Consider the following 13,038-nt stretch of genomic DNA (forward strand, 5'->3'; position numbering starts at 1 on the left):
TGGCGGAGAGGGTGGGATTCGAACCCACGGTACCCAGAAGGCACAACAGTTTTCGAGACTGCCCCGTTCGACCACTCCGGCACCTCTCCGCACGAGGATTTCGCTCCTGCGCTGTCGCGCATGGGTCGTCAGGAGCGCGGCGGTTAGCCCAAGGCCTGCGGCTTGCCAACCCCCTTTTGCCATACGCTATCACCGCGCGTCCCACCCCGGGCTTTAGAACCTCTCGGGGGACCGGACCTTGTGGCCGCATTGCCGGGCGCTGGCAGACACACTATATGCCGATCCATGGACAACTCGGTGTATTTCTCCTCCACGGCAGGCCGCGAAATCGAAGTGCCGCGCAGTGCCAGTGCGCGCTTCGCGATCGGTGATGTGGTGCGTCACAAGATGTTCGATTTTCGCGGCGTCATCTTCGACATCGACCCCGTCTTCGCCAATAGCGATGAATGGTACGAATCCATTCCCAGGGACATCCGCCCCCGGCGCGACCAGCCCTTCTACCACCTGTTCGCCGAAAACGACGAAAGCAATTACGTCGCCTATGTCAGCCAGCAGAACCTGCTGGCCGATCCCGATGGCGGGCCGGTCGAACATCCTGAAGTATCGCAGCTGTTCGAAGCGTTCAGCAAGGGCCGCTACAAGATGCAGCGCAAGCTGACCCACTGACGCTCCGAAGGTCTGGCCGGATCAGTCCTTTATCTTCCAGCCGGATTTCAGGACGCGGTACACGATGACCGCGAACAGCAGGTTGAACACGCCCAGGCCGATCGCCGCCTGCACGACTGCCCCGGCGCCTTCGCCGATGTCGCTTTCGCTCAGGAACCCGTAGCGAAAGCCGGCAATCACGTAGAAGAACGGATTGGCCCGGCTCACCGCCTGGAAAACGGGTGCGAGATTGTCGATCGTGTAGAACGTGCCCGACAGCAGGCTGAGCGGGGCGACGATGAAATTGGTGATCATCGCGTTGTGATCGAACTTTTCCGACCAGATGGACGTCATCAGCCCCATCAGGGACAGCATGGTCGTCCCCATCAGGCCGAACCAGACGATCGCCCATGGCTCGGCCGGCCACAGGCTGACGCCCGGCCAAAGCACCATGGCGAGCGCGACCGCACCGCCCACGGCTACCCCGCGCGTGATGGCCGCCAGCACGATGCCGGTCATCAGCTCCCCTTCCGACAAGGGCGGCATCAGCAGATCGATGATGGTCCCCTGTATCTTGCCCGACAGCAGGCTGAAGCTGGAATTGGCAAACGCGTTCTGCATCATGCCCATCACGATCAGCCCCGGAGCGACGAAGCTGGCGAAAGGCACGCCCAGGACCTCTCGGCCGCCCCGGCCCAGCGCGACCGAGAAGATGATGAGGAACAACAGGGTCGTGACAGCCGGAGCCCAGACGGTCTGGATCTGGACCTTGAGAAAACGGCGCACCTCCTTCATATAAAGGCTCCACAAACCGATGCGGTTCACGCCTGTTATCAGGGGCTCTCCGCGCGGTGAGAACGCCGGGCTTGCCTGTCCCTGCGGTTGCACGATTTCGGGGCTGTCAGCGCTCTGTTTCATGCGCGCATCGCTAGGCGCTTGCCACCAGCCGTGCAAGAACGGGTGCAGGCAGGACGAGGGAAGGCTGGTAAAGACACTATCGCGCCTTATGTGGGCTGCACACGGCGCCCGAATCGGCGCAGAGATTTGATGACAGGACATCCATGAGCTGGACCGAAGAACGCACTGCCAAGCTGAAGACGATGTGGGAAAAAGGCTCCACCGCGAGCCAGATTGCCGAAGAGCTTGGCGGGGTCAGCCGTAACGCCGTGATCGGCAAGGCGCACCGCCTGGGCCTGAAATCGCGCCCCTCCCCGGTAAAGGCCGGCGAGAAGAAGAAAGCAGCTGCTAAGCCGGCGGCGAAGGCCGCTCCCAAGGCGCCGCCGAAAAAGGCAGCGCCTGCGCCCAAGCCGGTTGCAAAACCTGCGCCGGCCGCGCCTGCTCGCCCCGCTGCCGGACCCGCGCAGGTCTCTGGCGACAGCAAGGCCCCCCAACCCATGCCGGAAAAGCGGTCCGACATGCCGAAGATCGTGTCCGTCGGCCCCGGCGGGTTCCTGCGCCAGGGCCCGGGCGACCAGCAGCCGCCGATCCCGCCGGCCCCGCCGCGCCGCCTCGTCCCGCAAAAGCCCAGCCCCGAAATCGCCGACAAGACCAGCCTGCTGGACCTGTCGGAAAAGGTCTGCCGCTGGCCGATGGGTCATCCGGGCGAAGCCGATTTCCATTTCTGCGGCGAAGCGGTCAATCCCGGCTTCCCCTATTGCGTCGAGCATTGCGGCCGGGCCTACCAGGCACAGCTGCCCCGTGGTGCGCGCCGTCCCCCTCCGCCGCTGCCGTTCGGCGGACCGCGCGTACGCTGACTTTTCAGACATAAAAGGCCCGGCCGTCGCGAGACAGCCGGGCCTTTTCGTTTACGAGACATTTTCCGAGGGAGTCCACCATGCCGATTTCGCTTCACGCCGCCTATGTCCCCAGCGCCTTGCAGATGCTGGGCACTGCCGGTCACCTGCTGGGGAAGGCCGAGACATGGTGCAGCGAACAGGGCGTGAGCGAAGCCGACATGATCGGCGAACGCATCATCGAAGACATGCTTCCTTTCACATACCAGGTGAAATGCGTTGCCGAACATACGCGAGGCGCGGTCGAGGGTGTGCGGGCAGGCGTCTATTCGCCCGACCTCAATCCGCCGCCCACCAGCTTTGCCGCCCTGCGCGAGAAGCTGGCCGGAGCCACGCAATTCATGGAAGGGCTGGACGAGGCGGAGATGGAAAGCTTCGTCGGCCAGCCGATGCGGTTCGAGTTCAAGGAAAACCGGCTGGACTTCACCGCCGACCAGTTCCTGCTCAGTTTCAGCCAGCCGAACTTCTATTTCCACGCCGCCACTGCCTACAACATCCTGCGGATGAAGGGCGTGGGCGTGGGCAAGATGAATTTCATGGGACGAATGCGCCTGGCCGGTTGAAGCCAGCCCTGTCCGTCAGCGCGCCTGCGGTCAGCGGCGGCGGGCAAACCAGATCGTGTGGCGCGGCCCCTTGTTGTTCGGCCGCGCCCTCACGGCACGGACCTCCACGTCGAAGCCTGCGTCCTTCAGGCGGCCGGTGAACTTGTGGTCGTCCGCCGCCGACCAGATGGCCAGCATGCCCCCGGGGTTCAGCGCGTCTCGGCAGCGGGCAATGCCGGTGCGGGTATAAAGGCGTTCGTTGCCTTCGCGAACTATGCCGTCGGGTCCATTGTCGACGTCCAGCAGGATGGCGTCGTATTTCGCGGTCGTGCCATCGACGGCATCGTCGATCAGGGCCGCTACGTCGGCAATCGCAACCTCGCCGCGGGGATCGTCCAGCGTATCGCCCGTCAGGTGCGCGAGCGGTCCCTTCGCCCAGTCGAGGATGTCGGGCACGACTTCCGCCACCACGACTTGCCCGCCTTCATCCGGCAGCGCCTCTAGCGCGGCACGGAAGGTGAAGCCCATGCCATATCCGCCGATCAGCACACGCGGCGCGCGTGCCTCGAGCTGTTCCATGGTGAGCTGCGCCAGCTGTTCCTCACTGAACTGCATGCGCGTGCCCATCAGCTCGTCGCGGCCGAGCATGATGATGAAATCGCGGCCATGGCTGACGAGGGTCAGCGTGTCGCCCTGCGGAATACTGGCGGTGGCGATGGTTTCACGGGGTAGCATGATCGCTCTCTTTCACGAATGAAAAGGGCCGCGAACACGTCGCGGCCCCTCTCTTCTGGCAGGTCCGAAGGATCAGTCCTTCAGGAAGTCCGGCACGTGGGCACCGCCGTCGGAGTCTCCCCCGCCGTCACGGTTGCCGCCGCGTCCGCCCCGGTCGCCGCCGCGACCACGGCCACCGCCGCCACCGCGCGGGCCGCGGCGATCACCGCCACCGCCGCGAGGCTTGTTCTCGCGCGGAGGACGCGTGTCTTCCAGCTCTTCGCCGGTTTCCTGGTCGACGACACGCATCGACAGGCGGACCTTGCCGCGATTGTCGATCTCGAGGACCTTGACCTTCACTTCCTGGCCTTCCGACACGACGTCGGTCGGCTTTTCCACGCGCTCGTTCTTCATTTCGGACACGTGGACGAGACCGTCCTTGCCGCCCATGAAGTTCACGAATGCGCCGAAGTCGACGATGTTGACGACCTTGCCTGTGTAGATCTTGCCGACTTCCGCCTCTTCGACGATGCCTTCGATCCACTTCTTCGCAGCTTCGATCTGCTCGCCGTCGCTGGACGAGATCTTGATCACGCCCTCGTCGTCGATGTCGACCTTGGCGCCGGTTTCGGCCACGATCTCGCGGATCACCTTGCCGCCCGTGCCGATGACGTCGCGGATCTTCGACTTGTCGATCTGCATCGTCTCGATGCGCGGAGCGTGCTTCGACACCTCGGTGCGGGCGCCGGTCAGCGCCTTGTTCATTTCACCCAGGATGTGCGCACGGCCGGCTTTCGCCTGCTCCAGCGCGGTCTTCATGATTTCCTGCGTGATGCCGGCAACCTTGATGTCCATCTGGAGCGAAGTGATGCCGTTTTCCGACCCTGCAACCTTGAAGTCCATGTCGCCGAGGTGATCTTCGTCACCCAGGATGTCGGACAGGACGGCGAAATCGTCGCCTTCCAGGATCAGGCCCATGGCGATGCCCGACACCGGGCGTTCGATCGGAACGCCGGCATCCATCATCGACAGGCAGCCGCCGCATACCGTGGCCATCGAGGACGAGCCGTTCGACTCGGTGATGTCCGACAGGATGCGGATAGTGTACGGGAAATCCTCATGCGTCGGCAGAACCGGGTGCAGCGCGCGCCATGCGAGTTTGCCGTGACCGGTCTCGCGGCGGCTGGTGAAGCCGAAGCGACCGACTTCGCCGACCGAGTAGGGCGGGAAGTTGTAGTGCAGCATGAAGTGGTTGTACGACAGGCCTTCGAGACCGTCGATCATCTGCTCGGCATCCTTGGTGCCCAGCGTGGTGGTGCAGATTGCCTGCGTCTCACCGCGCGTGAACAGGGCCGAACCGTGCGTGCGGGGCAGCAGGCCGACCATCGCCTCGATCGGGCGAACCTGATCGAGCTTGCGGCCGTCGATGCGGGTGCCGTCCTTCAGGATGGCGCCGCGAACGATTTCGCTTTCCAGCTTCTTGACTGCCTTGTTGGCGACCATCTGCGTCTGCGGCTCTTCGTCCGCAAAAGCTTCCTTGGCCTTTTCGCGGGCGGCGTTGAGCGCGTCCGAACGGTCGGCCTTGCTGGTCATCTTGTAGGCGGCGGCAATGTCGTCGCCCACGATGCCGCGCAGCTTTTCCTTGATCGCGGAAGTATCGTCCGAAGTGTCGATTTCCCACGGATCCTTGGCAGCCTTTTCGGCCAGGTCGATGATTGCACCGATGACCTTGCGGCTTTCCTCGTGCGCGAACATTACGGCGCCGAGCATTTCCTCTTCGGTCAGTTCCTTGGCTTCGGATTCGACCATCATCACCGCGTCCTGCGTCGCGGCGACGACGAGGTCGAGACGACCGTCTTCGTCGAGCGCGGAAGCAAGGCTCGGGTTGAGTTCGTATTCGCCATTGCGGAAACCGACGCGCGCCGCGCCGATCGGACCCATGAAGGGCACGCCCGAAATGGTCAGCGCAGCCGATGCCGCGATCATGGCCACGATATCGGGCTCGGTCTCGCCATCATAGCTGAGGACCTGCGCGATGACGTTGATTTCGTTGTAGAAGCCTTCCGGGAAGAGCGGACGAACGGGGCGGTCGATCAGGCGGGAGGTCAGCGTTTCCTTCTCCGTCGCGCGGCCTTCGCGCTTGAAGAAGCCGCCCGGGATACGGCCCGCAGCGGAGAATTTTTCCTGGTAGTGGACGGTGAGCGGAAAGAAGTCCTGCCCTTCGCGAACACTCTTGGCGGCGGTCACGGCGCACAGCACCACGGTTTCGCCATAGGTGGCCAGCACGGCGCCGTCAGCCTGACGGGCGATCTGGCCGGTTTCGAGGGTGAGGGTCTTGCCGCCCCACTCGATCGATACGGTTTTCTTGTCGAACATTGATTATCCTAAATGAACCCGCCGGCGCCTTATTGCGGGGCGGGGCCTACTGTTCCGGGGTAGCCGCCCCGGTGCGGTATGAAGCCATCTTTCGGCTTCCCTTGGAAGGCACCCGCTGCCGGATTGCAACGTGGCGCCACATGCGAAAAAGGCGGCCCTTTGTCGGAGCCGCCTTTCACGAAACTCTTATTTGCGAAGGCCCAGCTTCGCGATCAGGGCGTTGTAGCGCTCCACATCCTTTTTCTTGAGATAGGCGAGGAGGCTGCGACGGCGGTTGACCATCTGGAGGAGACCACGACGCGAGTGGTTGTCCTTGTGGTGGCCCTTGAAGTGCTCCGTCAGGTTGCGGATGCGTTCGGTCAGGATGGCGACCTGCACTTCCGGGCTGCCCGTATCGCCGTCTTCGCGGGCGTTGTCCTTGATGATTTCCTGTTTCTTCTCGGCGGATACCGACATGTCAGTTCTCTCTTACTCTGCGACATCGGATAGGTTGAAACCCCGCACGATGCGAAGCGTGCCACCTTCGAGTTCCACGAGCGCCACCGGAACAGTGTCCCGTGTCGCAAGGTAGAGCCCGTCGGTCTGGGGCAGTCCCGAAAGTTTCCGGCCCTGTCGGACCGCCTGCGCGTCGTCGGGAGAGAGGGAAAGGGCCGGGATGTCGTCCAGCCCTGCCTCCAACGGCAGGAGATATTCCTGAAGGTCCGCGCCCTTACCGATTTCGTTCAATCTGTCCAGCGAAATCGCCTGTTCCTGCGTGAACGGCCCGGCCTTCGTTCGCCTCAGATAGGTCACGTGCCCCACGGTTCCAAGCGCGCGTGCGATATCCCGTGCCAGGGAACGGATATATGTCCCCTTGCTGACATGGGCCACCAGCGTCACGTCGTCGGCCAGTTCCAGCGGCGCGGCCGGGTCGTAAGGGTCGGGCCGGCCCGCCGTGGTGGCAAAGGCGCTTGTCGCTTCCTCGCCCTCCGGCGCGCCGGGGAATGTGAGCGAATGGATGACGACGGAACGCGTCTTCATCTCCACCGCCTCCCCCGCCCGCGCCCGGTCATAAGCGCGCTTGCCGTCGATCTTCACGGCGGAGAATGCGGGCGGCACCTGTTCGATTGCGCCGGTAAAATGCTCCAGCACGGCAGCGATCGCGGCCCTTGGCGGGCGGCGTGTGGACCGCTGGACCACCTCGCCCTCGCTGTCGAGCGTGCTGGTCTCTTCCCCGAACCGGATGGTGAATTCGTATATCTTGGAGGCATCCAGCATCCGCCCGGCAAGCTTCGTCGCTTCGCCCAGTGCGATCGGCAGGACGCCTTCGGCCAGCGGGTCCAGCGTGCCGCCATGACCGACCTTGGTTTTCACATGGCCGCCCTCGCGCAGGTTACGCTTCACCGCACCCACGGCCTGGGTCGATCCCAGTCCTCGCGGCTTGTCGAGGATGATCCAGCCGGAGGCAGGACGGCGATTCGAAGGTTTCGGGGCACGTGTCACAAGGTCCGCCTAGCCATTTGCGGCGCGTGACGCCATCAGGGTCGCAGCATGGCAGACCATTACGACATCCTCGTCATCGGCGGCGGCATCAACGGTGCGGGGATCGCACGCGACGCCGCGGGGCGCGGGCTGAAGGTGCTTCTCGTCGAAAAGGACGACCTGGCCCAGCATACCTCCAGCGCCAGCACGAAACTGGTGCATGGCGGCCTGCGCTATCTCGAGAATTACGAATTCCGACTGGTGCGCGAAAGCCTGAAGGAGAGGGAAGTCCTGCTGGCCGCGGCCCCGCACATCATCTGGCCGCTGCGCTTCGTGCTACCCCATGACACCGGATTGCGCCCGGCCTGGCTGCTGCGGTTGGGCCTGTTCCTCTACGACCATATCGGGGGGCGCAAATTGCTGCCCGGGACCCGGCGCGTGGACCTGCGCAGACCGCCGCATGGCAACGTTCTGGAACCTCGCCTGACGAAGGGCTTCGAATATTCCGATTGCTGGGTGGAAGACAGCCGGCTGGTGGTGCTGAACGCCATGGACGCCGCCACGCACGGAGCCGACATCCGCACACGGGCGGCTTGCACCGCGCTGGCCCGTGCGGGCGACAGGTGGACGGCCACCCTGAGCGCGCAGGGCGGCAAACAGGAGAGCGTGACCGCGCGCGCTGTGGTGAATGCGGCCGGTCCCTGGGTCGATGAAGTGCTGGGCCGCGCCTTGCCGGGCGAAAGCCACCAGAACCTGCGACTGGTGAAGGGCAGCCACTTGGTCACGCGCAGGCTGTATGAGGGCGAGCACGCCTATATCTTCCAGAACGGCGACGGGCGCATCGTCTTCGCCATCCCTTACGAACGAGACTTCACGCTGCTGGGCACGACAGATGTCGGGTATGAAGGCGACCCGGACGCGGTCGCCATCGACGAGGACGAGCGCGCCTATATCTGCAATGCCGTCAACGAACACCTGCGAACGGACATCAGCCCGGCCGATGCCGTATGGAGCTATTCCGGCGTCCGCCCGCTCTACGATGACAAGGCGGCGAACAATTCCACCGTGACGCGCGACTACGTGTTCGAGGTGGAAGGCGGCGGCAGCGAACCGCCCATCCTGTCGATCTTCGGCGGCAAGATCACGACCTATCGCAAGCTGGCGGAGCATGCGCTCGAAAGGCTGGAGGAAGCCGGCTTGGCAGTGGGCGGCGCATGGACCCGAACGGCGCGGTTGCCAGGCGGATCGATCGATCCGCTGGCCGTCGACCGCTTCATTGCCGACTGGCAGGCCCGCGCGCCGTGGTTTCCGCGCGCAGGCATCGTCCGCCTGGTCCGGGCCTACGGGACGCGCATTGCCGCGATCCTCGGCGACAAGTCATCGCTATCCGAATGCGGCGAACTGATGGGCGGCAATCTCTATGCGAGCGAACTCGCCTATCTGGCAGAGCATGAATATGCGCGCACGGCAGAGGACGTCCTGTGGCGGCGCAGCAAGCTGGGTCTGCACCTGGACGATGCGGGGAAGGACGCCGTCGCCCGCTGGTTCAAGCGGAACGTTCCGGGCGGCTAGCGCCTCGACGCCGCTGCCGCGCTAACCGGCAATTGCGTCGGCCAGGCCGAGATATTTCTCCAGCGCCCAGTTCACGGGGGGACCGACCGTGTTCTCCAGGACCCTCAGCTCGGGCGCGAACCAGGTCAGCGCGATCAGACCCACGAACAGCAGCATGCCCACCGGACGCAGCCTGTCATAGGCGCGCGCCCATTTCGGCGGCAGCAGGCCCTCGAAGATATGCGACCCGTCGAAAGGCGGGATCGGCAACAGGTTGAAGAAGGCGAGGAAGATGTTGATCAGGATGAAATAGAACAGGCCCTGCGTCAGGAACCCCTGTTCCCCGCCCGGCTGTACGAGGCCCGCAGCCGCCGCTCCGCCGAGGAGAACCGCCCCGACGAGCGCGAGCAGCAGGTTGGTGCCCGGACCGGCCGCCGCCACGGCCATCATCCCGAAACGCGGATTGTCGAGCCTGTCCTTGCGCACCGGCACCGGCTTGGCCCAGCCGAAAATCGGAGCGCCTGCCAGCGCGAGGGCACCAGGGACGACGATCGTGCCCACGGGATCGACGTGCCGGACCGGGTTCAGGCTGAGCCGCCGCTGCTCCTTCGCCGTCGGATCGCCCAGCATCAGGGCGGTCCAGCCATGCGCAACCTCGTGGAACACGATGGCGATGACCAGCGCCGGTATCAGTAGCGCAGCGAGGGCAAGTGTATCTGTCATGCCCCCTATCTAGGGTAGCCGACCGCTTCTCCAAAGTGTTTGCGACACAGCGCGACATAGCGTTCGTTCCCGCCGATGACAGTCTGCGCCCCTTCGGCCACGGGATTGCCATCGGCATCGACGCGCATGTTCATGCTCGCCTTGCGCCCGCAATGGCAGACGGCTTTCAGCTCGACCAGTTCGTCCGCTATGCCGAGAAGCGCGGCAGAGCCGGGAAACAGTTCGCCCTGGAAATCGGTGCGCAGGCCATAGCACAGGACCGGGATGCCTCCCTCGTCCGCCAGCCTCGCACATTGCCACGCTTGCCCGCGCGACAGGAACTGCGCCTCGTCCACCAGCAGGCAGTCGAGCGCGGCGCGGGAATGCTCCGCCATCACGTCGCGCCACAGGTCGGTGGCATCATCGAACAGGTGCGCGTCGGCTTCCAGCCCGATGCGGCTGGCAATCGGCTTTCCGGCGGACCGGTCGTCCAGCGCGGCCGTCCACAGCATGGTGCGCATCCCGCGCTCGCGGTAATTGAAGTCCGCCTGCAGCAGCGTCGTCGACTTGCCTGCATTCATGCTGGCATAATAGAAATAGAGCGTGGCCATCTCCCTCCGGTGCTACCCCGCAGTGCGGCGGATGTCTCGTGGATTGACGCCATTCATCCCCAAGACAGAGCGCGGGCGCGATGCTAGGCATGCAGCGCAAGGCCAATCCCGGGGGCACCATGACGACACCGACCGCGACCACGCAGCAGACTGGCATTCTCGGCTGGATCGAGAGAAGCGGCAACAAGCTGCCCGATCCGGTCTTCCTGTTCTTCTGGCTGATTGCTCTGCTTGTCGGCATTTCCGTCATTGCCAGCCTTGCCGGTGTCTCCGCCGCGCACCCGACCGAAATCGATCCCGATACCGGGGCCGCCACCATAATTACCGCGCAAAGCCTGCTGAGTGCGGAGAACATCGCCAGGCTCTGGGTCGAGATGCCCAAGACCTTCACCCACTTCCATCCGCTGGGCTATGTGCTGGTCGTCATGCTGGGCGCAGGCGTGGCGGAGCGAGCCGGCCTGTTCGGAACCGCCATGCGCGCAGGCGTGCGCAATGCGCCGGTTGCCATCCTGACGCCGATCGTGGTGCTGATCGGGATGCTGGGGAACCTGGCGGCGGATGCAGCCTATGTCGTCCTGATCCCCCTTGCAGGTATCATCTTCCATGCCGCGGGACGCCATCCGGTGGCCGGTATCGCGGCCGCGTTTGCCGGCGTATCGGGCGGGTTCTCCGCCAATCTCGTGCCCGGGCAACTGGATGCCCTGCTGTTCGGCATCACCGAGGCAGCGGTCGAGACGGTGTTCGGCGATTTTACCGCCAATATCGCGGGCAACTGGTTCTTCATTGCCGCGATGACCTTCGTTTTCCTGCCGGTCATCTGGTACGTCACCGACAAGATCATCGAACCGCGTCTAGGCGCCTACAATCCCGCCATGGCAGAGCGCGAGATCGCCGGCGAAGCGCAGGGCGAAGTGGCCGACGGCGACCGGGCCCTGACCGAAGGCGAAAGCAAAGGCCTGCGCCGCGCCGGTCTGGCCGTGCTGTTCGTGATCGGGCTGTGGCTGTTTTTCACCTTCGGCCCCGGCACGCCGCTGATCGACGAGACGGCCAGTGCAGAGGCGCAGCTGACGCCGTTCTACCAGAGCCTGGTCGGCGGTTTCTTCCTGCTCTTCCTGTTGGCCGGCTGGGCCTACGGCAAGGCTGCCGGCACGATCGGCGATCACAAGGACCTGGTGAAGATGATGGCAGGGGCGATGGAAGACCTCGCCTACTATCTCGTCCTCGCCTTTGCCGCGGCGCATTTCGTGGCGATGTTCGCATGGTCCAATCTTGGCCTGATCCTGGCGGTCGGCGGGGCCGATTTCCTCGGCAATAGCGGCCTGCCTGCCTGGGCGCTGCTGGCCGCCATCATCCTGACATCCGCCCTGCTCAACATCTTCGTCGGCTCTGCCTCAGCCAAGTGGGCGCTGCTGTCGCCCGTACTGGTGCCGATGCTGATGTTGCTCGGCATCACGCCGGAAATGGCGACCGCCGCGTACCGCGTGGGCGATGGCGCGACCAACATCATCACACCGTTGATGGTCTATTTCCCGCTGATCCTGATTTTCTGCCAGCGCTGGCAAAAGGATTTCGGGCTCGGCTCGCTTGCGGCGACGATGCTGCCCTACTCGGTCGGCCTGCTGGTGGCGGGCCTTGCCATGACGATCGGCTGGGTCGTGCTGGACCTGCCGCTTGGTCCGGGCGCAGGGGTATTCATGGATGTGCCGACCGCCATCGATCCGACCGGGCCTGCCGCATCGGAATGATCGGGGCGCAGGCGCCCTCCTAATCGGCGGCGTCGTCGTCCCCGTCCAGATCGCGCGCGACCTTCGGGTCGTTCAGCAGCTTCTCGATCCGGTCCGCTTCCTCGAAGCTTTCGTCGGCACGGAATTTGAGCTTGGGCGCGAATTTCAGGCCCAGCCGCTTTGCCACCTCGCGCTGGAGGTAGGCCGTATTGCGGCGCAGGGCGTCGACGATCTCGTCCTCGCCCTTGCCCAGCAGCGGTTTGACATAGGCCGTCGCATTGCGAAGATCCGGCGTCATCCGCACTTCGGTCACCGCGATGTTCGCCGCGCTCACCGTTTCGTCATGCACCTCCTGCCGGGCGAGCAGCTCCGACAGGATGTGCCGCACGCGCTCGCCCACCTTCAGGACGCGGACGGAATGCTGTTCGGCGGTGAATTGTTCGCGGCGAGCCATCAGGGTTTCTCCAGCGGCGCATGGCCGGGCTGTGGTTTGGGTGTCGGGATGGCGGTCGATGTGGCGCGCGCAAGGATGCGCCCTTCCTCGTCCAGCAATTCGCCCTCCAGGAACAGGACGCGCCGGCCCGCCTTCACCACCCTGCCCTTGCCCGTGATGACCGCACCGTGCGGTATCAGCCGGATGAGGGACATCGACAGGTCGAGATTGAGCGGCGCTTCGCGGCCTCCGCTCGCGGCGACATAGGCATAACCCATAACATCATCGAGGTAGCCTGCGACCAGCCCGCCCTGCACGCCGCCGCGCCAGGTGCACATCTGCTCCTGCACGGTGAAGCGCATGGTGGCGGTCTGCGCCGCCTCGTCCCAGTCGACGAATTCCGAGGCGAGCAGCGACGAATGGGGCGAAGGTGGCCCATCGCCGAATATGTCGTCGCTGCCCACGCTGCTCTCGTTCATTCCTACA

14 protein-coding genes and 1 tRNA gene are annotated in these 13,038 nt (G+C 64.5%); 5 read left to right on the plus strand and 10 right to left on the minus strand.

What is annotated here, in order from left to right; translation table 11 throughout:
• Positions 1-89, minus strand: a tRNA-Ser gene (locus PF049_11970).
• 196 nt (positions 90-285) lie between these two features.
• Between PF049_11970 and hspQ the strand changes: the two genes are divergently transcribed.
• On the plus strand, positions 286-666 hold the full coding sequence (gene hspQ / locus PF049_11975; protein ID WBY16295.1) for a heat shock protein HspQ: 381 nt from the start codon (positions 286-288) through the stop codon (positions 664-666).
• A 21-nt stretch (positions 667-687) separates the two neighbouring features.
• On the opposite strand, the gene PF049_11980 is transcribed toward hspQ, so the two are convergent.
• Positions 688-1,563 (minus strand): ABC transporter permease, encoded by an 876-nt coding sequence (locus tag PF049_11980; protein ID WBY16296.1) that lies wholly within the window; start codon positions 1,561-1,563, stop codon positions 688-690.
• Between the two features lie 143 nt (positions 1,564-1,706).
• Here PF049_11980 and PF049_11985 point away from each other — a divergent pair, with 143 nt between their 5' ends.
• A complete protein-coding gene (locus PF049_11985; protein WBY16297.1) occupies positions 1,707-2,399 on the plus strand; it encodes a GcrA family cell cycle regulator in 693 nt (230 codons plus the stop codon).
• An 80-nt stretch (positions 2,400-2,479) separates the two neighbouring features.
• Positions 2,480-3,001: a DUF1993 domain-containing protein gene (locus tag PF049_11990; GenBank protein ID WBY16298.1), complete on the plus strand. Its 522-nt coding sequence runs from the start codon at positions 2,480-2,482 to the stop codon at positions 2,999-3,001.
• A 30-nt stretch (positions 3,002-3,031) separates the two neighbouring features.
• Here the strand turns inward: PF049_11990 and PF049_11995 are convergent, their stop codons facing one another.
• The 4 genes from PF049_11995 to truB form a co-directional block, all read right to left on the minus strand.
• The gene (locus PF049_11995) at positions 3,032-3,715 is read right to left on the minus strand and encodes a spermidine synthase (protein WBY16299.1); all 684 of its coding nucleotides are present in this window, start codon (positions 3,713-3,715) and stop codon (positions 3,032-3,034) included.
• 72 nt (positions 3,716-3,787) lie between these two features.
• The gene (gene pnp / locus PF049_12000) at positions 3,788-6,070 is read right to left on the minus strand and encodes a polyribonucleotide nucleotidyltransferase (protein WBY16300.1); all 2,283 of its coding nucleotides are present in this window, start codon (positions 6,068-6,070) and stop codon (positions 3,788-3,790) included.
• Between the two features lie 186 nt (positions 6,071-6,256).
• Positions 6,257-6,526 carry a 30S ribosomal protein S15 gene (gene rpsO / locus PF049_12005; protein WBY16301.1) on the minus strand — a complete coding sequence of 90 codons (270 nt, stop codon included), beginning with the start codon at positions 6,524-6,526 and terminating at the stop codon, positions 6,257-6,259.
• A gap of 12 nt (positions 6,527-6,538) precedes the next feature.
• The gene (gene truB, locus PF049_12010) at positions 6,539-7,552 is read right to left on the minus strand and encodes a tRNA pseudouridine(55) synthase TruB (GenBank protein ID WBY16302.1); all 1,014 of its coding nucleotides are present in this window, start codon (positions 7,550-7,552) and stop codon (positions 6,539-6,541) included.
• Positions 7,553-7,600: 48 nt separating this feature from the next.
• Here truB and glpD point away from each other — a divergent pair, with 48 nt between their 5' ends.
• Complete coding sequence (gene glpD, locus PF049_12015) at positions 7,601-9,103, plus strand: glycerol-3-phosphate dehydrogenase (protein ID WBY16303.1); 1,503 nt, start codon at positions 7,601-7,603, stop codon at positions 9,101-9,103.
• A 21-nt stretch (positions 9,104-9,124) separates the two neighbouring features.
• Here the strand turns inward: glpD and PF049_12020 are convergent, their stop codons facing one another.
• Both PF049_12020 and PF049_12025 read right to left on the minus strand, forming a co-directional pair.
• Positions 9,125-9,805, minus strand: a complete 681-nt coding sequence (locus tag PF049_12020) for a site-2 protease family protein (protein WBY16304.1) — start codon at positions 9,803-9,805, stop codon at positions 9,125-9,127.
• 5 nt (positions 9,806-9,810) lie between these two features.
• Positions 9,811-10,395, minus strand: a complete 585-nt coding sequence (locus PF049_12025; GenBank protein WBY16305.1) for a thymidine kinase — start codon at positions 10,393-10,395, stop codon at positions 9,811-9,813.
• 119 nt (positions 10,396-10,514) lie between these two features.
• Between PF049_12025 and PF049_12030 the strand changes: the two genes are divergently transcribed.
• Positions 10,515-12,140 (plus strand): AbgT family transporter, encoded by a 1,626-nt coding sequence (locus PF049_12030; GenBank protein WBY16306.1) that lies wholly within the window; start codon positions 10,515-10,517, stop codon positions 12,138-12,140.
• A 19-nt stretch (positions 12,141-12,159) separates the two neighbouring features.
• On the opposite strand, the gene rbfA is transcribed toward PF049_12030, so the two are convergent.
• The gene (gene rbfA / locus PF049_12035; protein ID WBY16307.1) at positions 12,160-12,573 is read right to left on the minus strand and encodes a 30S ribosome-binding factor RbfA; all 414 of its coding nucleotides are present in this window, start codon (positions 12,571-12,573) and stop codon (positions 12,160-12,162) included.
• Entirely contained in the window at positions 12,573-13,031 is a 459-nt protein-coding gene (locus PF049_12040; protein WBY16308.1) for a PaaI family thioesterase, read from the minus strand. Before PF049_12040 ends, rbfA begins: the two co-directional genes overlap by 1 nt.
• Positions 13,032-13,038 lie beyond the last annotated feature (7 nt).

It is taken from the genome of Erythrobacteraceae bacterium WH01K (assembly GCA_027941995.1).
Taxonomy (GTDB): Bacteria; Pseudomonadota; Alphaproteobacteria; order Sphingomonadales; family Sphingomonadaceae; genus CAJXSN01.